24 protein-coding genes and 1 tRNA gene are annotated in these 26,227 nt (G+C 72.6%); 9 read left to right on the top strand and 16 right to left on the bottom strand.

Translation table 11 applies throughout. The features are described 5' to 3' along the window. Window positions 1-9 precede the first annotated feature (9 nt). Together AA0005_RS07645 and AA0005_RS07640 are read right to left on the bottom strand one after the other, a co-directional pair. Complete coding sequence (locus AA0005_RS07645) at window positions 10-846, bottom strand: formate/nitrite transporter family protein (RefSeq protein WP_413452814.1); 837 nt, start codon at window positions 844-846, stop codon at window positions 10-12. A gap of 163 nt (window positions 847-1,009) precedes the next feature. After that, window positions 1,010-1,615, bottom strand: coding sequence for a GntR family transcriptional regulator (locus AA0005_RS07640; protein ID WP_413452813.1), 606 nt, complete (start codon window positions 1,613-1,615; stop codon window positions 1,010-1,012). Between AA0005_RS07640 and AA0005_RS07635 the strand changes: the two genes are divergently transcribed. Further along, entirely contained in the window at window positions 1,599-2,432 is an 834-nt protein-coding gene (locus tag AA0005_RS07635) for an alpha/beta fold hydrolase (RefSeq protein WP_413452812.1), read from the top strand. The genes AA0005_RS07640 and AA0005_RS07635 overlap by 17 nt on opposite strands. Here AA0005_RS07635 and AA0005_RS07630 read toward each other — a convergent pair. From AA0005_RS07630 to AA0005_RS07600, 7 genes are all read right to left on the bottom strand, one after another. Beyond that, window positions 2,371-2,790, bottom strand: coding sequence for a hypothetical protein (locus AA0005_RS07630; RefSeq protein WP_413452811.1), 420 nt, complete (start codon window positions 2,788-2,790; stop codon window positions 2,371-2,373). The genes AA0005_RS07635 and AA0005_RS07630 overlap by 62 nt on opposite strands. Before the next feature lie 50 nt (window positions 2,791-2,840). After that, window positions 2,841-3,224, bottom strand: a complete 384-nt coding sequence (locus AA0005_RS07625; RefSeq protein ID WP_413452810.1) for a beta-class carbonic anhydrase — start codon at window positions 3,222-3,224, stop codon at window positions 2,841-2,843. Window positions 3,225-3,463: 239 nt separating this feature from the next. After that, window positions 3,464-5,869: a glycosyl hydrolase 53 family protein gene (locus AA0005_RS07620; protein ID WP_413452809.1), complete on the bottom strand. Its 2,406-nt coding sequence runs from the start codon at window positions 5,867-5,869 to the stop codon at window positions 3,464-3,466. Between the two features lie 103 nt (window positions 5,870-5,972). After that, window positions 5,973-6,854: a sugar ABC transporter permease gene (locus tag AA0005_RS07615; protein ID WP_413452808.1), complete on the bottom strand. Its 882-nt coding sequence runs from the start codon at window positions 6,852-6,854 to the stop codon at window positions 5,973-5,975. Between the two features lie 2 nt (window positions 6,855-6,856). Further along, window positions 6,857-8,464, bottom strand: coding sequence for an ABC transporter permease subunit (locus AA0005_RS07610; protein ID WP_413452807.1), 1,608 nt, complete (start codon window positions 8,462-8,464; stop codon window positions 6,857-6,859). 64 nt (window positions 8,465-8,528) lie between these two features. Next, window positions 8,529-9,788, bottom strand: coding sequence for an extracellular solute-binding protein (locus AA0005_RS07605; protein ID WP_413452806.1), 1,260 nt, complete (start codon window positions 9,786-9,788; stop codon window positions 8,529-8,531). Window positions 9,789-9,885: 97 nt separating this feature from the next. Further along, window positions 9,886-11,892 carry a beta-galactosidase gene (locus AA0005_RS07600; RefSeq protein ID WP_413452805.1) on the bottom strand — a complete coding sequence of 669 codons (2,007 nt, stop codon included), beginning with the start codon at window positions 11,890-11,892 and terminating at the stop codon, window positions 9,886-9,888. Between the two features lie 176 nt (window positions 11,893-12,068). Between AA0005_RS07600 and AA0005_RS07595 the strand changes: the two genes are divergently transcribed. Continuing rightward, on the top strand, window positions 12,069-13,112 hold the full coding sequence (locus AA0005_RS07595) for a LacI family DNA-binding transcriptional regulator (RefSeq protein WP_413452804.1): 1,044 nt from the start codon (window positions 12,069-12,071) through the stop codon (window positions 13,110-13,112). Window positions 13,113-13,159: 47 nt separating this feature from the next. Here AA0005_RS07595 and AA0005_RS07590 read toward each other — a convergent pair whose 3' ends face one another. Then, window positions 13,160-13,585, bottom strand: a complete 426-nt coding sequence (locus AA0005_RS07590) for a VOC family protein (RefSeq protein WP_413452803.1) — start codon at window positions 13,583-13,585, stop codon at window positions 13,160-13,162. A gap of 102 nt (window positions 13,586-13,687) precedes the next feature. Here AA0005_RS07590 and AA0005_RS07585 point away from each other — a divergent pair, with 102 nt between their 5' ends. Then, window positions 13,688-14,653 carry a helix-turn-helix transcriptional regulator gene (locus AA0005_RS07585; protein ID WP_413452802.1) on the top strand — a complete coding sequence of 322 codons (966 nt, stop codon included), beginning with the start codon at window positions 13,688-13,690 and terminating at the stop codon, window positions 14,651-14,653. Window positions 14,654-14,655: 2 nt separating this feature from the next. Here AA0005_RS07585 and AA0005_RS07580 read toward each other — a convergent pair. From AA0005_RS07580 to AA0005_RS07565, 4 genes are all read right to left on the bottom strand, one after another. Further along, window positions 14,656-14,729 (bottom strand) — tRNA-Val (locus AA0005_RS07580). Window positions 14,730-14,768: 39 nt separating this feature from the next. Beyond that, window positions 14,769-15,221: a VOC family protein gene (locus AA0005_RS07575; RefSeq protein WP_413452801.1), complete on the bottom strand. Its 453-nt coding sequence runs from the start codon at window positions 15,219-15,221 to the stop codon at window positions 14,769-14,771. A 90-nt stretch (window positions 15,222-15,311) separates the two neighbouring features. Continuing rightward, window positions 15,312-15,761, bottom strand: coding sequence for a redoxin domain-containing protein (locus AA0005_RS07570; protein WP_413452800.1), 450 nt, complete (start codon window positions 15,759-15,761; stop codon window positions 15,312-15,314). Continuing rightward, entirely contained in the window at window positions 15,745-16,167 is a 423-nt protein-coding gene (locus AA0005_RS07565; protein ID WP_413452799.1) for a DUF3052 domain-containing protein, read from the bottom strand. Before AA0005_RS07565 ends, AA0005_RS07570 begins: the two co-directional genes overlap by 17 nt. Before the next feature lie 268 nt (window positions 16,168-16,435). Here AA0005_RS07565 and aceE point away from each other — a divergent pair, with 268 nt between their 5' ends. After that, a complete protein-coding gene (gene aceE, locus AA0005_RS07560; RefSeq protein WP_413452798.1) occupies window positions 16,436-19,177 on the top strand; it encodes a pyruvate dehydrogenase (acetyl-transferring), homodimeric type in 2,742 nt (913 codons plus the stop codon). A gap of 79 nt (window positions 19,178-19,256) precedes the next feature. Here the strand turns inward: aceE and adhP are convergent, their stop codons facing one another. Continuing rightward, window positions 19,257-20,288 (bottom strand): alcohol dehydrogenase AdhP, encoded by a 1,032-nt coding sequence (gene adhP, locus AA0005_RS07555; RefSeq protein WP_413452797.1) that lies wholly within the window; start codon window positions 20,286-20,288, stop codon window positions 19,257-19,259. Between the two features lie 176 nt (window positions 20,289-20,464). Beyond that, window positions 20,465-21,133, bottom strand: coding sequence for a hypothetical protein (locus AA0005_RS07550; protein WP_413452796.1), 669 nt, complete (start codon window positions 21,131-21,133; stop codon window positions 20,465-20,467). A 130-nt stretch (window positions 21,134-21,263) separates the two neighbouring features. On the opposite strand from AA0005_RS07550, the gene AA0005_RS07545 reads away from it, so the two are divergent. The 5 genes from AA0005_RS07545 (at window position 21,264) to AA0005_RS07525 (ending at window position 26,151) form a co-directional block, all read left to right on the top strand. After that, on the top strand, window positions 21,264-22,457 hold the full coding sequence (locus tag AA0005_RS07545; RefSeq protein WP_413452795.1) for a PucR family transcriptional regulator: 1,194 nt from the start codon (window positions 21,264-21,266) through the stop codon (window positions 22,455-22,457). Window positions 22,458-22,579: 122 nt separating this feature from the next. After that, window positions 22,580-23,506: an ACP S-malonyltransferase gene (locus tag AA0005_RS07540; RefSeq protein WP_413452794.1), complete on the top strand. Its 927-nt coding sequence runs from the start codon at window positions 22,580-22,582 to the stop codon at window positions 23,504-23,506. Continuing rightward, window positions 23,503-24,510, top strand: coding sequence for a beta-ketoacyl-ACP synthase III (locus AA0005_RS07535; RefSeq protein WP_413452793.1), 1,008 nt, complete (start codon window positions 23,503-23,505; stop codon window positions 24,508-24,510). The genes AA0005_RS07540 and AA0005_RS07535 overlap by 4 nt, the downstream gene beginning before the upstream one ends. Before the next feature lie 80 nt (window positions 24,511-24,590). Then, entirely contained in the window at window positions 24,591-24,842 is a 252-nt protein-coding gene (locus tag AA0005_RS07530) for an acyl carrier protein (RefSeq protein ID WP_413452792.1), read from the top strand. A gap of 67 nt (window positions 24,843-24,909) precedes the next feature. Further along, window positions 24,910-26,151: a beta-ketoacyl-[acyl-carrier-protein] synthase family protein gene (locus tag AA0005_RS07525; RefSeq protein ID WP_413452791.1), complete on the top strand. Its 1,242-nt coding sequence runs from the start codon at window positions 24,910-24,912 to the stop codon at window positions 26,149-26,151. Window positions 26,152-26,227 lie beyond the last annotated feature (76 nt).

Below are 26,227 nucleotides of genomic sequence, written 5' to 3'. Positions count from 1 at the left end.
CCGGCCCGGTCACCGCCCGTGGGCGGTGTCCGGGTCCTCCGGGGCCTGCTCGCGGAAGTGGACGACGAGCTCCTTGCTTCGCGCGACGCGCAGACTGGTCACCAGGACGATCCCGCCGACGACGTTGAGCACGACCGTGTAGCCGAACCAGCTGAGCCACTCGAGGAACGAGATGTCGGCGCCGGCGTGGATGGCGCCGAAGACGAGGAGCGAGTCGAGGATCGAGTGGAACAGCTGGAGGCCGGCGAGGAGGAAACCACCGACCACGCCGGCGACCACCCGGACGATGTCTGAGTCGGTGCCCTTCTGCATCCGGGTCATGAGCGTCATCGTGCTGCCGCCAAGAAGCGCGAGGCAGACCGTCTGGAGGGTGAAGGGGGCGTCGACGAAGTGGCGTGCCGACTCCTCGATCGTCGGTCGCCACTCGGGGAAGGCGTGCATGACGAGCCACATGAACACCCAGCCACCCACGAGGTTGCTCACCAGCGTCCCTGCCCACAGCTTGACGAGCTGCCAGACGCTCGCCTGACGGGTCACCAGCCCCATGACGGGGACGAGGAAGTCCTCGGTGAACAGCTCGCTGTGGGCGAGCAGCACCGCGATGAAGCCGGCGCCGAAGGCGATGCCGGCGAGGAGGTGGTTGCCCGTCTCGTGGAGCACGGCGAGGTAGGCCATGACGCCGAGCCCGACCTCCATCCCGCCGAACAGGCCGGTGATGACCACGGAGCGGACCGTGCGGTGCAGCCGCTGGGCGCCCTCGTCCATGATCTTGTCGAAGGCGTCCTTGAGCTCCTGCTCCACGGGGAAGTCGGTCTCCCCGAGCTCGCGACGTCGTTCCTCGCTCATGGTCCCTCCCTGCGCCGTCGGATGAGCCACGGTGGCACGTCCCGGGCGGGTGCCGCCCGCCTGCGCCGTCGCACGACGCCTCGAAGCGTCTCCACCGTCCTTCCGACACGACCTCGACCGAGAGCACGTCCGACCCGGCGGGGCGCCGAGGGTCGGCGCGCGCTCACTCGGCCGCAGGCAGCGTGCTCCAGATGGTGCCGGCGATCCGCTCGGCCCGCTCGACGTCGCGGTCCGCGCAGGCCGCGATGAGCTCGTCGTGCCGGTCCGCCGACGCCTCGGCGTCCACCGTGGAGAAGCGCAGGCGCTCGGCGCGGCGGAGCACCGCGGTGAACTGCTCGAGCACCGTGCTGAGGGCGCGGTTGGCGGCGACGGGCACGGCGTGCAGGTCGTCGTCGGCGGCGAGCGCCGCGTCGACGTCCCCCTCCGCGAGCGCCGCGCGGAACCGGGCTTTGGCCGCGCGCATGGTCTCGAGGTCGTCCTCGGAGAGGCTGTCGACGGCTTCACGGACGGCCAGCTGGTGCATGGCGGCGACGACGTCGCGCGCCTCGCGGACGCTGCGCTCGGTGAGCGAGGTGACGGTGGTCGAGCGCCCCGGCTGCGCCGTCACCAGTCCGGCCTCCGCAAGACGGAGCAGTGCCTCGCGCACGGGGGTGCGGCTCACGCCGAGCCACGCGGCCAGGTCCCCGTCGCGCAGCTGCTCCCCTGGGGCGAAGGTGCCGTCGACGATGACGTCACGCAGGCGGCGGTAGACGTTGTCCCTGAACACCACCGGCTTCACCACCCCCACCGTGGTCCTCGTCCACGGCGCCTTCGCCGAGTCCGCCAGCTGGAACGGCGTCGTCGCTGACCTCTCCAGGCGCGGCTACCGCTCGGTCGCCGTCGCCAACCCGCTGCGCGGGCTCGCCCAGGACGCCGCCTACCTGCGCAGCGTCATCGACAGCATCGACGGCCCGGTCGTCGTCGTCGGCCACTCCTACGGCGGCTCCGTCATGGGCGAGGCCGCCGAGGGCGCCGCGAACGTCACGGAACTCGTCTACGTCGCCAGCTTCCACCTCGACGTCGGTGAGAGCACCGCCGAGCTCGCCGCGAAGTACCCCGGCGGCGAGCTCGGGCCCGCACTGGCGCCCCGCCCCTTCCCCACCGCCGACGGCGCGACCGCCTCGGACCTCTACATCGCGCCCGGTGAGTTCCGCCGGGTCTTCGCCGCCGACGTCGCGCCCGACGTGGCCGACCTCATGGCCGCGACTCAGCGGCCGATCGCCGCGAGCGCCCTGGAGGACCGGGCGACGAAGGCCGCCTGGCGGACCATCCCCAGCTGGGCCCTCATCACGACCCAGGACCTCGCCATCCCGGCCGACTCGATGCGCTTCATGGCCGAGCGAGCCGGCTCGCACACCACCGAGATCGACGCGTCGCACGCCGTGTCCGTCTCCCAGCCGGCCGCCGTCGCCGACATCGTCGACGCCGCCGCTCGCGCCACCGCCGAGTCCCGGAGCGGCCCGTCCGCTCCGGGACTTCTGTGCGTCAGCCTCCCGGCAGGGTGCCGTAGCTGTTGTGGTAGATCTTGCCGGGCTTCGGCAGGGTGAGCTTGAGGGCGGACCAGGTGTCGTCCACGCGCAGGCAGGTGCTCTCGACGAGGCCGGCGTCGTAGGCCAGGGCGATGACCACGTGGAGGGTGAGGTCGGTTCCCAGCTGCCCGCCCTTGGGCCAGGACACCCACAGCGTGCCGCGCGGGCGCAGGTGGTCGCGTAGGGAGCCGAGGGCGGTGACCAGGTCCTCCTGTCGGGTGACGAAGACGTGGAGGTGGTCGAAGTCGCCCTCGAGCTCCTGGGCGAGGTCGAGCTCCGGCAGCCCCATCGCGGCGACGGCCTCGGGCGGCGCACCGACGACGTGGGCGCGGGCCCCGGCCCGTACCCCCATCTTCTCGGCGACCGTCCGGGCCATGTCGGGAGGCTAGTCCGTGAGCTCGGCGCCGGTACCCCGGCCGCGGGGGGCTACTCGACCTCCGTGAGCGTCCCGTCCGTGACGGAGTAGACGAAGCCGCGGACCTGGTCCTTGTGCGGGACGAAGGGGTTCGCGGCGATCCGCGCGAGGGACTGGCGCACGTCCTCGGCCGGGTCGCGGAAGGACTCCGGGGACCACGGCGGACGGATACCCGTGTCGGCCTCGATCTGGGCCTTGAGCTCGTCGTCGGTGAAGGTGAGCATCCCGCAGTCGGTGTGGTGGACGAGGATGATCTCCCGGGTGCCGAGGAGGCGCTGACTGATGACCAGGGACCGGATCTCGTCGTCGGTGATGACCCCGCCGGCGTTGCGGATGACGTGGGCGTCACCCTCCTCGAGCCCGAGCAGCCCGTACGGGTTGAGCCGGGCGTCCATGCAGGCGACGACGGCGACGTGCCGGGCCGGGGGCGTAGGCCTCGGCGTTGCGGAGGAGCTCGTCGGTGACGCTCATGGGGTGCCTCTCGTCGACGGACACGGCCGGCGCGGCCGCTGCCCCCATCCTCGGCCCGTGCCGCGGCGTGGCGGCGGCCGCCTGCGCGGCATCTCGCATCGTGGTCGAACCGACGGACGTGGCCCACTCCTCGGGAGGAGCGGGCCACGTCGTCGGGCTGGGCTCAGCCGGCGGTCATCCGCCGCCGCACGACCAGCGCGGTGGCACCGAGGCCGAGGAGCAGAGCGACCGTGAGCAGCGGCGCGGTGACGCCGGTGCGGGGCAGCTCACCGCCCCGCGGGCCGGCGCCGGGACGGTCGGCAGGACCGGCCGGGCCGTCGGGGTCCGCGCCCGGGGTGTCCCCCGGGTCGGTCGGGCCACCGGGGGCGGTGGGCCCGCCCGGCTCCGTGGGCTCGGGCCCGGGCACCTCGACGAGTGCGGCGAGCGCCGCCTCGAGCTCACCGGCCGCCGCGTCCACGCTGGCCTGGCTCGGCTCCGGCGAGCCGAGGACGAAGGCGGCACGGGCCAAGGCGGCGTCGAGCACGGCGAGGGACTCGGCGGTGTACGCGGCGCGGTCCACGCCCTCCGCGGCCGCGACGAAGCCCTCGAGCTCGGCCGTATCGACCACTGTCGGCTCCTCCACCGCGGTGAAGGAGAACTCGTCCAGCGCACCCCACGCCCCGCCGCTGAGGCTGAGCTCGGCGCGGATGGTCACCACGCCGTCGGCGCCCACGGTGATCGGACCGGTCTGCGGACGCTGCCACACCTGCCACCCGGCGAGGCCGAAGGGCGCGGACACGGTGGAGATCCCGGAGGCGGCGGAGATGCTCATCGTGTCCGCCGCGCCGGCGGCACCACCGTGCGCGACGGCCGAGAGCCGGTACTCCCCCGGCGGGACGTCGCGGAGCACCTGCTCCACCGAGAAGCTGTAGGGGCCTTCGGCGAAGAAGTGGAGGGAGCGGCTGCCCTGGTAGGGGTCGCTCGAGCTGCTGATCGTGTACCCGCTGCCACTTCCGGTCCACGGGGCCACGCCGTCCTCGAAGCCGGGGTTGACGACGAGGTTGGTGCCCGTCGCGTCACCCGAACGGACGGTCACGGTGGCGGCCACCGGGTGGCCGGCCTCGGTGGTGCCCCGCACGCGGTAGGTGCCGACGCCGAGGATCCAGTCGGTGGAGTCGTGCCAGGTCACCGCCTGCTCCTCGGAGGTGCCGTCGGTGTAGGAGACGCTCACGGTCGCGGGCAGCGCGACCGGCTCTCCCTCGAGCACCGAGAGCTGGGGGCTGGCGACGGCGTCGACCTCACGCGGGCCCACCGAACCGGTACGGGCGTACTCGTACACGCGCAGCGACTCCAGCGGCGTGCCGTCGTGGGCGAAGAGCGCCTGGTTGTCCCAGCCCGAACCGCCGTAGGCGTCCGCCCACTCCGAGGGGTCGAGGTCGGGCGACCACCCGCCGTCGGGGTCGTAGAACTCCTGGGAGTACGTCGTCGCCCAGCCGGAGCCGTCACGCTGCCACAGCTCCCAGTTCTGCTCGAACTCGTCCGGCGGGCCGACCGGGAGCCACGCCGGCTCCCAGTAGAAGGTGCCGATGCCGCGTCCGTCGGACACGTTCGCCACCGCCTGCATGACGTCGCGCACGGCCAGCGCCTGGCCCTGTGGGGAGACCGAGTAGGGACCGTCGACGCTCTGCACCGAGTTCGGCGTGCCGTCCCCGTCGTCGAGCGTGTAGGTCCACGACGTCTCGGCGACCGCCACCTCCTTGTCGTAGGTCGTGGCCACGTGGTCGAGCACGCTCGTGAGGTTCGCGAGGCTGCCGTGCCAGAAGGCGTAGTAGGAGCTGAGGAAGACGTCGTAGTCGACGCCATGCACGTCGAGCTGGCGGGCGACCTCGGCGTACTGGCCGGCCCGCTCGGGGTTGGTGAAGTGGACGGCGACCTTGACGTCGTCGCCCAGGGTGTCGCGCACGGCGCGGGAGCCGGCGTCGAAGAGCTCGGCCGTCTGGTCCCAGCCGCGGGTGCCGGCGATCTCGCCGCCCGTCGTCTCGTTGCCGATCTGCACCATGCCGACGTCGACGCCGGCCGCCTCCATCTGCGTGAGGGTCGCGGCGGTGTAGTCGTACAGCGCCGTCACCCGCTCGTCGTGCGTGAGGTCGCGCCACGCGCGCGGGCTGTGCTGCTGGCCGGGGTGGGCCCAGAAGTCGGAGTAGTGGAAGTTCACGAGGACGCGCATGCCGGCATCGGTGGCGCGCACGCCGATCTCCGTCGCGCGGTCGGCGTCGACGTTGCCGGCGCCGTAGCCCTTCGTCGGGTCGGCGGCGAGGAAGGGCTGGTTCCACACCCGCACGCGCGCCCAGTTGACCCCGGCGTCGGCGAGGACCTCGAAGAGGTCCGCCTCGTTGCCGGCGAAGTCGCGGAAGGTCACCCCACTTTCCTCGAGGGACAGCACCGAGGAGACGTCGGCGCCGTTGATCCAGTCCTCCCCCATGCCCTCGACCCTGGGCACGGTGATGCCGGCCTCGACCGGCTCCTCCGCCGCCCCGGCGGGTGCGACCAGCGCCCCGCCCACGAGGGCAGCGGTGGCCGCGGCGACCACGGCTGCCCTCCTTGTCCTGCCTGCCATGTCGGTCCTTTCCGTTGATCGTCGTCGATCTCCGCCCCGTGCGGGTGCACGGGGCAGTCGTCAGGAGGTACGTGCCTCAGCCCTTGACGGACCCGGCGGACAGGCCGCCGACGATGTAGCGCTGGAGCGAGAGGAACAGCACGAGGATGGGCACCGCGGCGACGACCGAGCCGGCCGCGAACAGTCCCCACCGGGAGGTCAGCTGGTTGGACACCCACTGGTACATCCCCACCGCGAGCGTCCAGTTGTCCTCCCCGGTGAGCACGATGCGCGCGAGGATGAAGTCGCCGAAGGAGGAGATGAAGGCGAGCAGCCCGACGACGGCGAGGATCGGCGTCACGAGCGGCATGATGATCCGCCAGTAGATCTGCGCGTGCGGCGCGCCGTCGATGCGGGCGGCCTCGTCGATCTCGATGGGGATCGTGTTGAAGAAGCCGTACATGAGGAAGGTGTTGGCGCCCAGCGCACCGCCCAGGTACACGCAGATGAGCGCGAGCTTGGAGTTGACGCCCAGCTGCGGCACGACCTCCCCGAGCGCGATGAGCAGGAGGAAGACAGCGACGAAGGCCACTGTCTGCGGGAACATCTGGATGATGAGCAGGGTGGTGAGCGAGGCGCGCCGCCCGCGGAAGCGGAAGCGGGAGAAGGCGTAGGCCGCCGCGCCGCCCATGAGGACCGCGCCGACCGCGGCCGCGCTGCACACGAGCAGCGTGTTGGCCACCCACGTCCAGTACCGCGTCTCGCCCAGCTCGGCGTAGTTCAGCGTGCTGAGCTCGTCGAAGAGCGAGGAGGACCCGGCGAGGGAGCCCTGCGGGTCGAGGGAGGCCGAGAGCGCGTAGACGAGCGGGAAGGCCGCGTAGAACACGATGACGACGGCGACCGGGTACTTCCAGCCCACCTCCGCCCACCAGCGGCGCCGGCGGGCCGTCGTGCGGCCGGTCTCCTGGAGCGAGGTCATGGCTAGATCTCCTCGAGCTTGCGGGTCCGGCGGAAGGCCAGGGCCGAGATGAGTCCGATGACGATGAAGACGATGATCGACAGCGCGCTCGCCAGGCCGTAGTCCGCCCGGCCGCCGGACACCCCGGAGATCTGGTAGATCGCGGAGATGAGGATGTCGGTGGACCCCAGGGGCACCTGGGCGCCGGGGAAGGCCGGCCCACCGCCGGTGAGCATGTAGATGATCGTGAAGTTGTTGAAGTTGAAGGCGAAGGAGGAGATCGCCAGCGGCGCCGTCGAGACCATGAGCAGCGGCAGAGTGATCGAGCGGAACTGGCGCCAGCGGCCGGCGCCGTCGATGCGGGCGGCCTCCATCGTCTCGGCCGGCAGCGACTGCAGCGCACCGGTCGTCACAAGCAGCCAGTAGGGGTAGCTGAGCCACAGGTTGACCCACAGGACGGCGAGCTTGGCCAGCCACGGGTCGCTGAGCCACGGGATGCCCGCCCCGAGGAAGAACCAGTCGTTGATGACGCCGAACTCCTGGTTGAGCATGCCGCGCCACAGGAGCGCGGACATGAAGGCCGGGAAGGCGTAGGGAAGGATGAACACGGTGCGCAGCACCTTGCGGCCGCGCACCCGGGTGTCGTTGTAGATGAGCGCGATGAGCAGGCCCAGGCCGAAGCTCGTGAGCACCGTGAGCGCGGCGAAGGCGAAGGTCCACAGCGTGACCTTGAGCAGCGGCCCGGCGTAGGCGGCGTCGGTGAAGGCCCGGACGAAGTTGTCGAAGCCCACGCTCACGTACCAGCCGGCGGCCAGCCGCTCCCCCTCGGGGCTGACGAAGCTGCCGCGGTCGTCCGGGGAGTAGACGGTGCCGGTCTCGGTGTCGGTCAGCGTCTGCGCCTGCGGGTCCCACTCGAGGCTCGAGGTGTAGACGGTGCCGGTGGAGCCCTCGCGGGTGCGGATGGCGCCGTCCTCGGCGTCGTCCGACACGGGCACGCGCAGGTCGGCGGCGGCCTCCTGCAGCGCGGCGTCGCTGAAGAGCTCCGCGCGCGGGACGACCTCCCACCCGGGGACCTCGACGGCGGCACCGCGGTCGTCGACGACGGCACCCGATACGGGCTCCAGCGGCTGCTCCTCGGTGCCCACCCGGACGACGCCGTCCTCACCGGTGACGGCGAAACCCAGCTCCCCGCCGTCGCGCACGAGCGCGAGGGGGTAGGAGGGCGAGTCCTCCACGCGGCGCTCGTCCTGGATGAGCGCGGCCTCCACGGCCTGCTCCATCGAGCCGAGGTGGCCGGTGCCGTAGTTGGTGAAGGCGACGTAGCCGGTGTAGCCCATCGTGAAGATCTGGAAGACCCCGAGGAAGACGAGCCCCGGGTAGAGGTACTTCAGCGGCACGACCCGGCGGGAGAAGTAGATCCAGTCCGCGAGCACGAGCAGCACGACGAGCACGCCCAGGATGAACCAGGACCTGGCGCTGTAGGCCGACAGGATCGCCGCCACGCCCAGGGCGTTGACGACCATCATGACGACGAGCTTGAGCAGGAAGCCCCAGCCCGGGCCTCGCCAGCTGCGGGCGTGGACCTCGGCGGGCGCGGGCGGGCGCGTCACGCCCTCCTGACCGACGGACATCTCGACTCCTTCGGGTCTGTCCTGCCGGGTCGGGGCGCGGCGCGCCCCGACCCGGCGGACGGGGTCAGTCGGCGATCGCGGACTCGATGTTGCTGACCATGGTCGGCCAGACGTCCTGCGGGTTCTCACCCTTGATCAGCGCGATCTGCACGGGGTTCCAGAACTCCCACACGGCGCCCATCTCGGGGATGTTGGGCATCGGCACACCGTTCTGGGCCGACTCGAGGAAGCCGGCGATGACCGTGTCGCTGGCGACCTCCTCGGCGACGGAGGTCAGCGCCGGGATGCGCGGGTCGGCCTCGTAGAGCGCCTGCTGCGCCTCGTCGGTGGACATGTAGTTCGCGAGGAACTCGTTGGCCAGCAGTGCGTTGTCGGACTGCGCGGACAGGTAGAAGCCCTGGACGCCGACGAAGGGCGCGGCGGTCTCCCCACCGGCGGACGGCACCGGGCCGACGGCGACGTTCACGCCGGCGTCCTGGTAGACCGGGATGGTCCACGGGCCCTGGACGATGAAGGGCGACTGGGCGGTGGCGAAGAGCTCGTTGCCGATGTCGTAGTCGACCGTGTCGGTGAAGTAGCCGGTGCCCGCCTGGCCGTTGTCGTACAGCCACTGCGCGAAGGCCAGGCCGGCGTCCCCGCCGAGGCCGACCTCGCTGGTGTAGGAGCCCTCCTCGTCCTGGACGAAGACCGGCGCCCCGAAGGAGGTCTGGAAGGCGTAGGAGGTGTACATGTCACCCTCCGTGCCGTTGGTGTAGAAGACGACAGGGCGGTCGCCGAAACCGGCCTCGGTGGCCATCGTGACGAGCTCGTCCCAGGTCTCGGGGGTCTCCTCGCCGACGAGGTCGACGTTCTGGATGAGGCCGACGGTCTCCTGCGCGTAGGGCAGGGCGTAGAGCTGGCCGTCGTAGGTGAGGGCCTCGAGGGTGACGTCCTCGAAGTCGGCGGTCCGCTCGCCGAGGTCGATGGTGTCGACGACGCCGGACTCGACGAACTCACCGAGCCAGTCGTGCGCACCGACGGTGATGTCGGGGCCCTCGCCGGTGGGCACCTGGGCGAGGAAGTCCGCGCGCAGGTCCTCGAAGTTCTTCTGGACGACGGTGACCGTCGCCCCGGTGTCCGCCTCGAAGTCGGCGGCGGCCTGCTGGATGGCCTCCTCCCGCTCCGCGTCGGACCACACGACGAGCTCGGCGCCCGCGGCGTCGCTTCCGCCCGTGCTCTCCTGGGTGGCGGCGGGCTCGGCGCTGGGCTCCGCGTCGTCGCTGCACGCCGCCACGAGGGCGACCGTCGCGACGAGCGAGGCGCCCACTCCTAGGTACTTGCGCATTGTTCTTCCTCTCTGAAGGGGCACCGTCGGCACCCGGGTGGTGGCCACGTCCTCGCGGCCACCGCGTGTTTCCTGCGTTGTGCTGACGCCCCCGCCGTCAGCGGCCACCTCCGCGGCGGACCACCGCGACCTCACCGGCCGGGATGGTGAGCACGCCGGCCACCGGGCTGCCTGTGAGCAGCTCGGTCCCCTCGGCCGGGACGCGCACGGTCTCCTCACGGTGGTTGACGGCGACGAGGTAGTCGGCGTCCTTCCCGTGGCGGGTCATGAGCTCCACGCCCTCGGGCGCCGACGACGGCGCGATCCCGGCGTCGTCGTACACGGCGGCGAGGACGCGGGCGAGTGCCGCGACGTCGAGGCGGGTGCTCACGTACCAGCCCACGCCGTCGCCGTGCTCGTGGCGGGTGACGGCGGGGGCGCCGTCGGCCGGCCCCCCGCGGTAGGTGCCACGGACCTGGGCGCCGTCGACGGCGAGGTCCTCGGCCCACACGTCCGCGCTCACGGTCTGCCCGTCGAGCTCGACGGCGCAGCTCTCGCCCTCGCGCATCGGGAGGAACTCCTCGACGGTGAGGCCCAGGGCCTGGCGCAGGGGGGCGCCGAAGCCGCCCGCGTGAACGGCGTCGTGCTCGTCGACGACGGCCGCGAAGCACGAGACGAGCAGGGTGCCGCCGCCGGCGACGTAGCGGGTGAGGTTCTCCCCCTGCTCGGCCGTGAGGAGGTAGGACGCCGGGGCGACGACGAGGCGGTAGCCGGACAGGTCGTCGCCCGGGTGGGCGAAGTCGACCTGGACGCCGTCACGCCACAGCCGCTCGTAGTAGGCGCGCATGCGCTCGCGGAACTGCAGCGCGTCCGAGGGGCGCCACTCGAGGTCCTGGGCCCACAGCGACTCCCAGTCGTAGAGGACCGCGACCTGCGCGGTGACGCGCGAGTCCTGCAGCTCCCCGATCCGCCCGAGGCGCTCGCCGAGCGTGGCGACCTCGCGGAAGACGCGGCTCGTGGGGCCGGCGTGAGGCAGCATCGCGGAGTGGAACTTCTCCGCGCCGGAGCGGGAGGCGCGCCACTGGAAGAACATGATCGCGTCGGCGCCGCGGCCCACGTGGGTGAGGGCGTTGCGGTGCATCTCCCCCGGCCGCTTGGCGATGTTGCGCCCCTGCCAGTTGACGGCGGAGGTCGAGTGCTCCATGAGGATCCACGGGCGGCCGCGGGCGACGGAGCGGGTGAGGTCGGCGGAGAGGGCGAGCCCGACGTGCGCGTCGGGGTCCGGGGACCACAGGTAGTGGTCGTCGGAGACGATGTCGACCTCCTGCGCCCACTTCCACAGGTCGGTGTTCCACGACTGGTGGGCCATGAAGTTCGTCGTGATGGGCTGCGGGGCGAGCGCGCGGATGGCGTCCCGCTCGAGGCGGAAGCACTCGCGCAGCTGGTCGTCGGTGAACCGGGCCCAGTCGAGCTTCATCGCCGGGTTGGCGACGGTGGGCGTGGTCGCGGGGGCGACGACGTGCTCCCAGCGGCCGTAGCGCTGGCCCCAGAACGCGGTGCCCCACGCGTCGTTGAGGGCCTCGAGGGAGCCGTAGCGCTCCTGCAGCCAGCGCTGCCAGGCCGCGACGGCCCGCGGGGAGAAGTCCTCGGCGACAGGCACGCCGTACTCGTTGTGGACGTGCCACATGACGACGGCGGGGTGGGAGCCGTAGCGGCGGGCCAGCTCGCCGGCCATCCGGGCGACGGCTTGCCGGTACTCCGGCGAGGCGTGGGAGGCCATCCCGCGCGAGCCGAAGCCCATGACGACGCCGTCCTTGTTGACGGTGCGGGCGTCGGGGTAGGTGGCGAAGAACCAGGCCGGCGGGGAGACGGAGGGGGTGCCGAGGTCGACGGCGATGCCGTTGGCGTGGAGCAGGTCGAGCAGCTCGTCGAGCCAGGCGAAGTCGTAGACGCCCTCCTCCGGCTCGAGCATGGCCCAGGAGAAGATGCCGACACTGACGAAGTTGACGCCGGCCTCACGCATGAGGACGACGTCCTCGTCCCAGACCTCCCGCGGCCACTGCTCCGGGTTGTAGTCACCCCCGTACGCGATCGTCTCGGGGATGGGCCAGGACTGCTTCGACATGACGCTCCGTCGCCTCGGTGGACCCGGCGCCGGGTGCGCGCCGTGCGCTAACTGTGACCGGGCACAGTCTGGAATGTCAAGTGCGACAACGGTTGTTTGTGTTCGGTCGGTGCGAATTCCTGTGATCGCGCACAGGCGGTCCCGCTGACCGCCTCGGACGGCGTAAGGTCTGGCCGGTGAAGACCATCCCGGCCGCGTCCGCCGCGGCCCCCGCCGACGCACCGCGGCGTCGCCCGACCATCCGCGACGTCGCGGCGGAGGCCGGCGTGTCGCGCGGGACGGTGTCGCGCTACCTCAACGGCGGCAAATGGGTCTCCCCCGAGGCGCGCGACGCCGTCGAGCGGGCCATCCGGCGGACCGGCTACCGCACCAACCAGCACGCCCGCTCGCTGGCGACGGGCCGGGCCAACGCCATCGCCTTCCTCCTCGCCGAGCCGCAGGACCGGCTCTTCGCCGACCCGACCTACGCCCCGCTCCTGCGCGGGGCCGCCGAGGCGCTGACCGCCCGGCAGATGACGCTCAACCTGCTCGTCGCCGGCACCCCGAAGGAGCGGGAGAACGTCGCCGCGTACATGTCCGCCGGCCACGTCGACGGCGCGATGCTCATCTCCTCCCACGAGAACGAGCCGCTCCTCGACCTCCTCCTCGCCCACGAGGTCCCGCTCGTGTCCTGCGGGCTGCCCCTGGGACGGACCGACCGGGTCGCCTCGGTCTCCGTGGACGAGGCGGGGGGCGCGCGCGAGATGGTCAGCCACCTGCGCTCGCGCGGCAGGCGGCGGATCGCGACGATCACCGGCCCGCTCGACCTGCCCGGTGGCCGGTACCGCTTCGAGGCCTACCGGGACGAGCTCGGCGCGGACTACGACCCCGCGCTCGTCGCCCACGGCGACTTCGGCACCGAGTCCGGCGCGGCCGCGATGACCGAGCTGCTCGAGCGCGCCCCGGACATCGACGCCGTCTTCGCGGCCTCCGACGCCATGGCCGCCGGGGCGATCACCGTGCTGCGCCGGGCGGGTCGCAGCATCCCGGAGGACGTCGCCGTCGGCGGCTTCGACGACTCCGGGCTCGCGGTCAACCTCGACCCGCCGCTCACGACGATGCGCCAGCCCTTCGACCGCATCAGCGCCGAGATGGTCTCCCTCCTCCTCGAGATCATCGCCGGCGGTGCCACGAAGTCCGTGACGATGCCCGCCACCCTCGTCGTGCGGGAGAGCACCTAGTACCGGCCGGCCTACCGCGGCGCGGCAGACCGGCCCGGCACGCGACGTCAGGCGCCGTCCCACGCCATCTCGACGTCGAGCACCCAGGTGATGCCGAAGGGGTCGACGAGCATCCCGTAGAGCGGCGCCCACGGGGCGGGGGCGAGCGGGACGAGGACGGTGGCGTCGGCGGCCAACGCCTCCCAGTAGCCGCGGATCTCCTCGGCGTCGGTCCCGCGCACCGACACGTACGACGCGTTGGTGCCCTGGTCCCACGGGTCGGTGGAGGGGACGTCGTAGGCCATGACGCGCACGCCGGCCGGCGAGGAGACCTGGCCCCAGCTGATGTTCGCCTCCTCCCCGGCGGGGACGGGGCGGCCGGTGTCGGCGTGGGTGACGGCGACGACCTCCCCGCCGAACACGGATCGGTAGTGCTCCAGCGCCTGGCGTGCCTGTCCGCGGAAGTTGAGGTGGGGGGTGACGGCGACGGACATGGTGGTGCTCCTTCGGTTGTGGGCTCCCCGTGGTGGGGACAGGAGCGACGGTGCCACCAGTGCAGGTCAGATCGTGTCCGCCACCTCCCCTACGGTGGAGTCATGACGACGCCGACCTCCCGGCTCCTGAGCCTGCTCTCGCTGCTGCAGACGCGGCGCGACTGGCCCGGGCAGCACCTGGCCGAGCGCATGGGCGTGAGTCCGCGGACCGTGCGCCGCGACGTCGACCGTCTCCGCGAGCTCGGCTACCGGGTCACCGCCGTCATGGGTCCCGACGGCGGGTACCGGCTCGAGGCCGGTGCCGAGCTGCCGCCGATGCTCTTCGACGACGACCAGGCCGTCGCGATCGCCGTCGCCCTGCGGACCGCCTCGGCCAGCGGCCTGTCCACCGACGACGCCGCCACGCGGGCCCTCGCCACCGTCCGCCAGCTCATGCCCGCGGCGCTGCGCCACCGGGTCGACGCCGTCGCCGTCACCGCCGTCGACCCGCGCGCGGGAACACCCGCCGTCGCCCCCGAGGTGCTCGTCGCCGTCAGCGCCGCCGCCCACCGGCGCGAGGTGCTGCGCTTCGACTATGGCAGCGAGGAGGACGGGCGGCCCCCGCGGCGGGCCGAGCCGCACCACGTGGTGAGCCGCTCCGGGCGCTGGTACCTCGTCGCGTGGGACCTCGACCGGGAGGACTGGCGCACCTTCCGCCTCGACCGCCTCCGCCCGCGGATGCGCACCGGAGTCACCTTCACCCCCCGGCCGCTGCCCGGCGGGGACGTGTCGACCTTCCTCACCGGCGCCTTCCGCGGCTCGGCCGGCAGCGCCGACTGGCCGTGCCGCGGCGAGGCCACGCTCGCCCGGCCGGCACACGAGCTCGCCCCGTTCGTCGGGGACGGGACCGTCGTCGCGCTCGACGCCGACCGCTGCCGGGTGTCAGCGGGCTCCTGGTCGTGGACCGCCCTGGCCGCCTTGCTCGGCCGTTTCGACGCACCGATCGAGGACGTCTCCCCCGCCGAGCTGCGCGAGGCGTGCGCCCGGCTGGCCGAGCGGTACGGCAGCGTGTCCCGCCGCCGACGGTGAGGTGGGCCCGGCCGGTCTCGAACCGGCGACCTCCGCGGTGTAAACGCGGCGCTCTGACCAACTGAGCTACAGGCCCCGACGCAGCCTGGGCGACTGCCAGGGGCCAGCGTACTGGTCAGCGCTCGGTGCCAGTGCCGAAGCCCTCGCGCGCGCTGCGCTCCTCCAGCGTCTCGGTCTCCTGGAAGAGGGTGATCTGCAGCCCGGCGGGCGCCTCGAGCCGGGAGTTCACCGATCGCCACGGGGTCATGACCGGCTCGGCGACGACCTCCCCGCCGGCGGCGGCGAGCTCCGCCGTCGCCGCCGGGGAGTCGTCCACCTCGAAGGCGAGCCGGATCCGCGGGCTCGGCACGGTCACTCCCTCGACGCGGTCGATCTCCCGCTTGTGGGCGGGTGAGGCGATCTCGAGCGTCGCGCGGCCGGCGTCGAGGATGGCGACGCGGTCGTCGTCGCCCTCGGCGAAGGCCGCCTGCTCGTCCATGCCGAGGACGTCGCGGAAGAAGCGGACCGCCTCGTCGTAGTCCTCCGCCTCGACGACGACCCGCAGCTGCCGGACCCGTTGCTCTGCCATGGCCGCATCATGCCGGGCCGCCGGGCCAGCGGTGGAGGAATCCGACTGTCGGCGGGGACAGGGCCGCTGTCGGCGAGGGGCGGGGCTGCGCTACGAACCCGTCAGCGCGGCCACCGCGGCGCGGTAGTCGGCGACGGACCGGGCCACCCCACCCGGTGTGCGCACGGACCAGGCGACCGCGCCGTCGTCGTCGATGAGGAAGGTGACCCGCTGCGGGGCGCCGGACGCGTCGTCGAACGCCCCGAAGGCGCGCGCCGCCCGCCCGTGCGGCCAGAAGTCCGACAGCAGCGGGAAGCCCACGCCTTCCTCCTCCCCCCACGCGCGGAGCGTGAAGACCGGGTCGCAGGTGACGGCGACGACGTCGACGCCCGTCAGCGGCTCCTCGACGAGCGCGCGCAGCTCACCGCCACACACGCGCGAGAACGCGAAGGGCAGGAACACGACCAGCTGCGGCCGCGTGCGCGCCCCGCCGACCCGCACGGGCGTGCCGTGCGTGTCGGGCAGCTCGAGGACGGGCGCCCGGTCAGCGACCGCGGCCACGGGCGAGCAGACGCAGCCCGTTCCAGTCGGCGCCGGCGGCGACGGAGCCGGTCGGCTGCAGACCGGCCGTGCGGGCCGCGTCCTCGACGACGGCGGGGCCCACATGGCCACCACGGCCCGGCTTGGGGGTGAGGACGACGATCGTCCCGGCGTCGTCCAGGTTGTCCAGGGCGTCGACGAGGAGGTCGGTGAGGTCGCTCTCGTCGCCGTCGTCGTCGCGCCACCAGATGATGGCGCCGTCGACGACGTCGGAGTACTCCTCGTCCACGAGGTCCGTCCCCGTGACGTCCGAGACGGCCTCGCGGACCGCCTCGTCGACATCGGTGTCGTACCCGAACTCCTGGATCTCCTGCCCGGTGGTGAAGCCGAACCGGCTGCCGGCATCAGGGCCAGCGGTCGCTGCCACGTGTACTCCCACTCTCGTCTCGGTGGCGCTCAGGTGCGCCGATCGACCCCACCGGTCGTGGGGACGGGCACAACGCTACTGCCGGGACGTTCCCAATCCCAGACGAACCGCCTCGCGTCGCGCCGCCGTCTGTAGTCAAGGTCATAGCGCCCCGGGCTGCACGGCGATGGAACTGGCTGTCAACGAGCGAGAGAATGGGCCTAATCTGGATGACACCGAGCACCAGCCACGCGCGTCGGCGCGCCGACGCTTGAGGGAAAGAGGACGTGTGAGTCCACAGGACGGATCTGGACCGCTCATCGACGGCCTGCTGAGCCAGGTCAGGGACATTGACACCGCTGAGACCCAGGAGTGGCTCGAGTCCCTCGATGGTCTCATCGACGAGCGCGGCGGGCCGCGGGCCCGGTACATGCTGCTCAACCTGCTGCGCCGCGCACGTCAGCGCAACGTCGCCGTGCCGGCGCCCATGACGACGCCGTACGTCAACACCATCGGCGTCCACGAGGAGCCCTACTTCCCCGGCGACGAGGCCACCGAGCGCAAGTACCGCGGCTGGATCCGCTGGAACGCCGCCGTCATGGTCACCCGTGCCCAGCGCCCGGGCGTGGCCGTCGGTGGCCACATCTCCTCCTACGCCTCCATCGCCACGCTCTACGAGGTGGGCCTCAACCACTTCTTCCGCGGCAAGGACCACCCCGGCGGCGGCGACCAGGTCTTCTTCCAGGGCCACTCAGCGCCGGGCAACTACGCCCGCGCCTACCTCGAGGGCCGCCTCACCGAGGACGACCTCGACGGCTTCCGCCAGGAGCACTCCCACCCCGGCGGCGGGCTGCCCTCCTACCCGCACCCGCGCCTCATGGACGACTTCTGGGAGTTCCCCACGGTCTCCATGGGACTGGGCCCGGCCGAGGCCATCCACCAGGCCTTCACCAACCGCTACGTCCACGAGCGCGGGATCAAGGACACCTCCCAGCAGCACGTGTGGGCCTTCCTCGGCGACGGCGAGATGGACGAGCCCGAGTCGCGCGGCATGCTCCAGCTCGCCGCCCAGCAGGGGCTGGACAACCTCACCTTCGTCGTCAACTGCAACCTGCAGCGCCTCGACGGCCCGGTCCGCGGCAACGGCAAGATCATCCAGGAGCTCGAGGCCTTCTTCCGCGGGGCCGGCTGGAACGTCATCAAGGTGCTGTGGGGCCGCGAGTGGGACTCCCTGCTCAACGCCGACAAGGACCGCGCGCTGGTCAACCTCATGAACCAGACGCTCGACGGCGACTACCAGACCTACAAGGCGAACGACGGCGCCTACGTCCGGGAGCACTTCTTCGGCCGCGACCCGCGGACCAAGGAGCTCGTCAAGGACATGACCGACGACGAGATCTGGGCGCTCAAGCGCGGCGGTCACGACTACCGCAAGATCTACGCCGCCTACAAGGCCGCCATGGACCACACCGGTCAGCCGACGGTCATCCTCGCGCAGACGGTCAAGGGCTACGGCCTGGGCCCGAGCTTCGCTGGTCGCAACTCCACGCACCAGATGAAGAAGATGAAGACGACGGACCTCAAGATGCTCCGGGACGCCCTGCGCATCCCGATCTCCGACGAGCAGCTCGAGGACCCCTTCAACGCGCCGTACTACCGGCCCGAGGAGGACGACCCGGCGCTGCAGTACATGCTCGAGCGGCGCAAGGCGCTGGGCGGCTTCGTGCCCGAGCGGCGCGGCGACAAGGGCACCCTGCCCCTGCCGGGCGACAAGCCCTTCGAGGTGCTCAAGAGCGGCTCGGGCAAGCAGGAGGTCGCCTCGACCATGGCTTTCGTCCGCCTCCTCAAGGAGCTGATGAAGGACAAGGAGATCGGCAACCGCATCGTGCCGATCATCCCGGACGAGGCCCGCACCTTCGGCCTGGACGCCATCTTCCCGACCGCGAAGATCTTCAACACCCACGGCCAGAACTACACCGCCGTGGACGCCGACCTCATGCTCTCCTACAAGGAGTCCGAGACCGGCCAGATCATGCACATGGGCATCAACGAGGCGGGCTCGGCCGCGGTCTTCCAGACCGTCGGCACGTCCTACGCCACCCTCGGCGAGCCGCTCATCCCGGTCTACATCTTCTACTCGATGTTCGGCTTCCAGCGGACTGGCGACCAGTTCTGGGCCGCCGGCGACCAGCTCGCGCGCGGCTTCGTCATCGGCGCCACCGCGGGCCGCACGACGCTGGCCGGTGAGGGTCTGCAGCACATGGACGGGCACTCCCTCGTGCTCGCCCAGACGAACCCGGCGTTCGTCAACTACGACCCCGCCTACGCCTACGAGATCCGCCACATCGTCCGCGACGGCCTGCAGCGCATGTACGGCGCCGATGACCCGCGCGACCCGAACGTCATGTACTACCTCACGGTGTACAACGAGCCGATGGTCCAGCCGGCCGAGCCGGAGGACGTCGACGTCGAGGGCATCGTCAAGGGCATCCACCGCGTCGCGGCGGCCGAGGGCGACGGGCCGTGGGTCCAGCTCATGGCCTCGGGCGTCGGTGTTCCGTGGGCGATGCACGCCCGCGAGATCCTCGCCGAGGACTGGGGCGTGCGTGCCGGCGTGTGGTCCGTGACGAGCTGGGGCGAGCTGCGCCGCCAGGCCCTCGAGGTCGAGCGCAAGCGTCTCCTCGAGCCGGGCGGCGACCACGGCGAGGCCTTCGTCACCACCAAGCTGCGTGACGCCGGCGGCCCGTTCATCGCCTCGAGCGACTGGGACCACATGGTCCCGGACATGATCCGCCAGTGGGTGCCGGGCGACTACCACGTCCTCGGCGCGGACGGCTTCGGCTACTCCGACACCCGCCCCGCGGCGCGCCGCCAGTTCCTCATCGACTCCCACTCGATGGTGGTCAAGGCGCTGCAGGCCCTCGCGGCCCAGGGCACGATCGACGCCGACATCCCGCGCCAGGCGGCCGAGCGCTACCGCCTGTCCGACGTCAACGCCGGCGAGTCCGGCACCGCCGGCGGCGACGCGTAAGGCGTCTCCCCGCCTGCAAACGCCGAGAGCGGAGTTGTTCCCCCGGAACAACTCCGCTCTCGGCGTTCTCGGTAGGGGGTCAGCCGGCCATGGTCATGACCACGCGGCCGTCGATCCTGCCCTCCTCCATCTCGGCGAAGATCGCGTTGATCTCCTCCATCGGGCGGACCGTGAAGGTCGGGCTGATCTTGCCGCGGGCGAAGAAGTCGAGCGCCTCGGCCATGTCCTTGCGGGTGCCGACGATCGAGCCGCGCACGGTGAGACCCAAGAGCACCGTGGTGAAGATGTCGAGCGGGAACTGCTCGGGCGGCAGACCGACGAGCGAGACGGTGCCACCCCGGCGCAGCGCCGCGACGGCCTGCGGGAAGGCGTGGGCGTTGACGGCGGTGACGAGCGCACCGTGGACGCCGCCGGTGGCTGCCTTGATCTCGGCCGCCGGGTCCGCGCTCGTGCGCGCGTTGACGGCGACCTCCGCCCCGTGTCGGCGGGCCAGCTCGAGCTTGCTGTCGTCGACGTCGACAGCGGCGACCCGCAGCCCCATCGCGACGGCGTACTGGACGGCGATGTGCCCCAGCCCGCCGATGCCCGAGACGAGCACCCACTCCCCCGGCTTGGTGTCGGTGACCTTGAGGCCCTTGTAGACGGTGACCCCGGCGCAGAGGATCGGCGCGGCGGCGGCCGGGTCCACGCCGTCGGGGATGACGGGGCAGTAGCGGGAGTCGACGAGCATGTACTGGCCGAAGGAGCCGTCGACGGAGTAGCCGCTGTTCTGCTGCGACTCGCACAGCGTCTCCCAGCCGGTCTGGCAGTACTCGCACTCGCCGCACGCGGAGGCGAGCCAGGCGTTGCCGACGGTGTCGCCGACCTTGACCCGCTCGACCCGCTCACCGACGGCGACGACGGTCCCCACGCCCTCGTGGCCGGGGATGAAGGGGGCGACTGGCTTGACCGGCCAGTCGCCGTGCGCGGCGTGGAGGTCGGTGTGGCACACGCCGGTGTACTCGACCTTGACGAGCGCGTCGAAGGGGCCGGGCGTCGGGACGGGGACGTCCTCGATGCTCAGCGGCTGGCCGAGCTCGGGGACGACGGCGGCGCGCATCGTGTCTGACATGGGGTCCTCCTTGGCTGGCCGAGGGCCGTGGGTAGGAGGCCCTCGGGGGTGCTACCAGTCAAGCAAGGCAGCGACCGCCCTCGGAAGGGACCGATGTCCCGCCGTTTCGCCCCCGAACGCGTTGAGAGCCGGATTCCTCCGGGAGGAGCCCGGCTCTCGACGGGAGGGGAGCCGCGTCAGACGCGCTCGGCGGCCTGCACGCGGGGCTCGAGCTCGGCGACGGCGGCCTGGGTCTCGGGGTCCTCGCGGACCTTGAGCTCGTCGAGGTGGCGGCGCGCGTCGAGCGGACGCTCGGCCTCGAGCGCGGCGAGCACGATCTGCCGGCCGGCCTCCACGACGTGGTCGCGCGGGGACCACTGCCCCACGCCCAGCCCGAGCCCGTCACCGGGCAGGTCCGCCTCGCGCAGCGTGCGCACTCCCTCGGCGAGCGCCAGGCCCGTGTGCTCCCGCTCGCAGGCGGCGTTGAGACGGCGCATGGCGCCCTCGTGGTCCTCGTGCAGGGACAGGCGGCCGAGCTCGATGAGCGGGTACCAGGCGCGCGGGTTGCCGGCCAGCTCCTCGGCGAGCGCCCAGATCGCCACGTCGGCACTGATGTGGTGCTCCGCGTGCTCGTGCTCGGCGATGAGCGGGTCGACCGGCTCCACGGAGTCCGCGCGGCGGCGGACCAGCTCGGCCAGCTCGCGGAAGGCCTGGATGTCGTTCGGGTCGTCCACCAGCTTGGCGCGCAGGGTGTCCTCCCGGGGGAGGTCCGCGCTGCGGGCAGCGGTCGTGGCCTGCCGGGTACCCGGCCGCCGCATCGGGCTGCGCCGGGTGAGCAGCGCCTTCAGTCGCGCGAGAAGAGCCATGTCCTTGACCCTACTGTCAGATGGCGCTCCCCTCACGCCGACGGCGCAGCCGACGCTGATCCGTCCCTTCCCTTCTCACCAGCCGGGCGCTCTTGTCGGCTTCCCACAAGCGCTCCCCTATGCTCTGGCCATGGCCCCCGCCCGCCCGTCCACCGACGAGCAGGACAGCTCGGACGTCGTCCGGCGCCTGCGCGGCGGCACCGACCTGCTCACCTCGGCGGCCCTCAAGCGCCTCGACGCCGAGATCCCCTGGTACCGCGAGCTCGCTGCCGAGGACCGCTCGTGGATCGGGCTGGTCGCCCAGTCCGGCATCGCCGCCTTCATCACCTGGTACGAGAGCTCCTCGGCAGCCACCTACAACGCGGCGGAGATCTTCCGCGCCGCGCCGCCCGAGCTCACCCGCTCGATCTCCCTGCAGCACACGCTCCAGCTGGTGCGGCTCGTCGTCGAGGTCGTCGAGGACAACGCCGTCCAGCTCGCCGCCCCCGGCCAGCAGCGGGACCTGCGCGACGCCGTGCTCCGCTACTCCCGCGAGGTCGCCTTCTCCGCCGCGGAGGTCTACGCCCGCGCCGCCGAGGCCCGCGGCGCGTGGGACGCCCGCCTCGAGGCGCTCGTCGTGGACTCCCTCGTACGCGGCGACACCGACGCCTCCCTGCGCTCGCGCGCCTCCGCGCTCGGCTGGTCCGGCACCGGCTCCACCGTCGTCCTCGTCGGCACCACCCGCGGGCCGCTCGACGAGCGCAGCACCGCCGAGCTGCGCCGCGCCTGCCGCCGGGCCGCCCACGACGCGCTCGTGGGCATCCAGGGCGACCGGCTCGTCATCGTCCTCGGCGGCGAGGAGCTGCGCGCGGCCGCCGACTCCCTCATGCCGCGCCTGCGCCCCGGCACCGTCGTCATCGGCCCGCAGGTCGCCGACATCGCCGACGCCGGACGCTCCGCCCGCGCCGCCCTCGCGGGGCTCCTCGCGGCCCCCGCCTGGCCCGACGCCCCCGAGCTCGTCGAGGCCGACGAGCTGCTGCCCGAGCGGCTCGTCAACGGCGACCCCCTCGCCCGGCGCACCCTCCTCGCCGAGATCTACCGCCCCCTCGCCACCGCCGGCGGCCCGCTCCTCGAGACCCTCGGGGAGTACCTCGCCCAGGGCCGCTCGCTCGAGGCCGCCGCCCGCGCGCTGTACGTCCACCCCAACACCGTGCGCTACCGCCTGCGCCGCATCTCCCAGGTGGTCGGCTGGGACGCGACGGTCCCCCGGGAGGCCTTCGTCCTCCAGGTCGCGCTCGTCGTCGGCCGGCTCTCGGCCGGAGCGGGAGACCACTCCGGGGTGTGACCGCCGTCGCACGCCGCCGACGGCGCGGCCCCGTCTTTGTGGACACTCCACAAGGCCCCGGAAACGAGTTGGTAGGCGTCGTAGGCGTGGGCGGGGCGCCCTTTGTTGGCAGAGTGGAATCCGTGCTTGCCATCCTCTGCCCCGGTCAGGGCGCCCAGGCTCCCGGAATGCTCAGCCCCTGGCTCGAGCTGCCGGCGCTCGACGCCACCCTCGACGCCTTCAGCGAGGCCGCCCAGGCGGACCTGCGCCAGCTGGGGACGCAGGCCGACGCCGAGACGATCCGGGACACGCAGTACGCGCAGCCGCTCATCGTCGCCGCCTCGCTCCTGTCCCTGCGGGCGCTGCTCGGTGACGACACGAGCGGCGTCGACGTCACCGCGGGCCACTCGGTCGGCGAGCTCGCCGCGGCCGCCGTCGCCGGCACGCTGAGCGCCACCGACGCGCTCGCGCTCGTCGGGGTGCGCGGACGCGCCATGGCCGCGGCCGCCGCCGTCACGCCCACCGGGATGAGCGCCGTCGTCGGCGGCGACCCCGCCGAGGTCGAGCAGACGCTCGCCTCCCACGGGCTCACCGCCGCCAACGTCAACGGCGGCGGGCAGGTCGTCGCCGCCGGCACGCTCGAGCAGCTCACCGCCCTCGCCGACGCGCCGCCCGCCAAGGCGCGCGTCGTCCCGCTCCAGGTGGCCGGCGCCTTCCACACCGAGCACATGGCCCCCGCCGTCGCGGAGGTCCGTACCGCCGCCGAGGCGATCGCGCCGGCCGACCCGCGCGCCACCCTCCTGTCCAACGCCGACGGCGCGGCCGTCGCCTCCGGCACCGACGCCCTCGAGCGGATCGTCGCCCAGGTCGCCCGCCCGGTCCGCTGGGACCTGTGCTGCGAGACGATGCTCGAGCTGGGCGTCACCGCCGTCATCGAGCTCGCGCCCGCCGGTGTCCTCACCGGCCTGGCCCGACGTACGCTGCCCGGCGTGCAGACCCTCGCCCTGAAGTCCCCCGACCAGATCGACGCGGCCCGCGAGCTCGTGCGCGAGCACGGAGGCTCCCGATGACCCGTCCCGCCCTGCGTGCGGCGCAGCCGACCACCTACTCGCGCATCCTCGGCATCGGGGGTGTGCGCGGTGAGAACGTCGTGCCCAACGACGACATCGTCGGCCCGATCGACAGCTCCGACGAGTGGATCCAGCAGCGCACCGGCATCATCGAGCGCCGCCGCGCCACCGAGGAGCAGACCATCGCTGCGATGACCGAGGAGGCCGCCCGGAAGGCGCTGGCCGCCGCGGGCGTCGAGGGATCACAGCTCGGCGCCGTCATCGTCGCCACGGTCACCCACCTCGAGCAGACCCCGGCGCTGGCGACGATCATCGCCGACCGCATCGGCGCGACCCCGGCCGCGGCCTACGACATCTCCGCGGCCTGCGCCGGGTACTGCTACGGCATCGCCCAGGCCGACGCCCTTGTGCGCGCCGGCACCGCCGAGTACGTGCTCGTCGTCGGCGCCGAGCGGATGTCGGACTTCATCGACCCGACCGACCGCACGATCTCCTTCATCCTCGGCGACGGCGCGGGTGCCGCCGTCGTCGGCCCGTCCGACACCCCGGGCATCGGCCCCACGGTGTGGGGCTCCGACGGCGGTCAGGCCGACGCGATCTACCAGACCCACTCGTGGAGCACCTTCCGCGACGGCAGCGACACCTCGTGGCCGACGCTGCGCCAGAAGGGCCCCACGGTCTTCAAGTGGGCGAGCTTCGAGATGGCGAAGGTCGCCAAGGAGGCCATCGAGGCCGCCGGGCTGAGCCCGGAGGACATCGAGGTGTTCATCCCGCACCAGGCCAACATGCGGATCATCGACCAGCTCGCCAAGCAGCTGGGCCTGCCGGAGTCGGTGGTCATCGCCCGCGACATCGCCCAGACCGGCAACACCTCCGCCGCCTCGATCCCCCTGGCCGCCGAGCGGCTCCAGCGGGAGGGGCAGGTCCAGTCCGGGGCGCTGGCCCTGCAGATCGGCTTCGGCGCCGGGCTGGCCTACGCCGCCCAGGTGGTGGCCCTGCCCTGACGGGCGCGTCCCCGGCGGCGAGCCGCTGTCGTGGACCACACTGTTTCTCGACCAACCCACACCGAATTGGAGCAACGCGCATGGCACACAGCGAGCAGGAGATCCTGGCCGGACTGGCGGAGATCGTCAACGAGGAGACCGGCCTGCCGGTCGACGCGGTCCTCCCGGAGAAGTCCTTCACCGACGACCTCGACATCGACTCCCTGTCGATGATGACGATCGTGACGCTGGCCGAGGAGAAGTTCGAGGTCCGCATCCCCGACGAGGAGGTCGCCAACCTCGCGACCGTCCAGGACGCGGTCTCCTTCATCTCCGGCGCCCAGAACGCCTGACCGAGTCGACCGGGGCGGCCCTCGCGCCGCCCCGGTCGTCCCCACCCGCCACACCCGAGGAGCTGTCATGGCCACCCCCACCGTCGTCATCACCGGGCTCGGAGCCACCACGCCGCTGGGCGGCGACGTGCCCTCCACCTGGGCCGGTGCCCTTGCCGGCCGCTCGGGTGTGCGCACGCTCGAGAACGACTGGTCCGAGCGCTACGAGATTCCGGTGACCTTCGCCGGCCAGCTCGCCGTGCCCGCCTCCGAGGTCCTCCAGCGCACCGAGACGCGCAAGATGGACCCGAGCGCCCAGTTCGCCGTCATCGCCACCCGCGAGGCCTGGGCCGACGCCGGCGCCCCCGAGGTGGAGCCCGAGCGCCTCGGCGCCGTCGTCTCCTCCGGGATCGGCGGCGTGTGGACGCTGCTCGACGCCTGGGACACCGTCAAGGAGCGCGGCGCCCGCCGCGTCATGCCGCTGACCGTGCCCATGCTCATGCCCAACTCCCCCTCCGGCTACGTCTCCCTCGAGGTCGGCGCCCGGGCCGGCGCGCACGCGCCCGTCTCGGCCTGCGCCTCGGGTGCGGAGGCCATCGCCTACGGGGTGCACATGATCCGCTCGGGCCGCGCCGACGTCGTCGTCGCCGGTGGTACCGAGGCCGCGATCCACCCGCTGCCGCTGGCGGCCTTCGCCAAGATGCAGGCGCTGTCCACCCGCAACGACGACCCGGCGGGCGCCTCGCGCCCCTACGACACCACCCGTGACGGCTTCGTCATGGGTGAGGGCGCCGGCATCGTCGTCCTCGAGAGCGCCGAGCACGCCGCCGCCCGCGGTGCGCGCGTGTACGCCGAGGTCTGCGGAGTCGGCATGACGTCCGACGCCTACGCGATCGCCCCGCCCGACCCGTCCGGGGCCGGGCAGGAGCGCGCCATGCGCCTCGCCCTGGAGGACGCGGGCGTCACCGGCCGCGACGTCGTCCACGTCAACGCCCACGCGACGTCCACCCCCGTGGGCGACGGCATCGAGGCCGCGGCCATCCGCCGCGGGCTCGGCTCGGAGACCGACCACGTCGCGATCTCCGCGACGAAGTCGATGACCGGCCACCTGCTCGGCGGCGCCGGCGCGCTGGAGACGATCTTCACCGCGCTGGCGATCAAGGAGCGCACCGCTCCCCCGACCATCAACGTCACCGAGATGGACGCGGACCTCGAGATCGACCTCGTGCGCGACACGCCGCGCGAGCTGCGCTCCGGGGACATCGTCGGCGTCAACAACGCCTTCGGCTTCGGCGGCCACAACGTCGCCCTGGCCCTGCGCAACGCCTGACGCGCCCCCCCCTCTTCGCCGAGTACGCACCAACGGTCATCGGGACGCCCCTGCGGGGGCGACCTGGTGACCGTTG

Origin of the sequence: Georgenia phoenicis (assembly GCF_047302425.1) — a bacterium.
Taxonomy (GTDB): Bacteria; Actinomycetota; Actinomycetes; order Actinomycetales; family Actinomycetaceae; genus Oceanitalea.
Note: the sequence above shows the minus strand (reverse complement) of the source record. Positions and strands in the feature narration are given on the sequence as shown.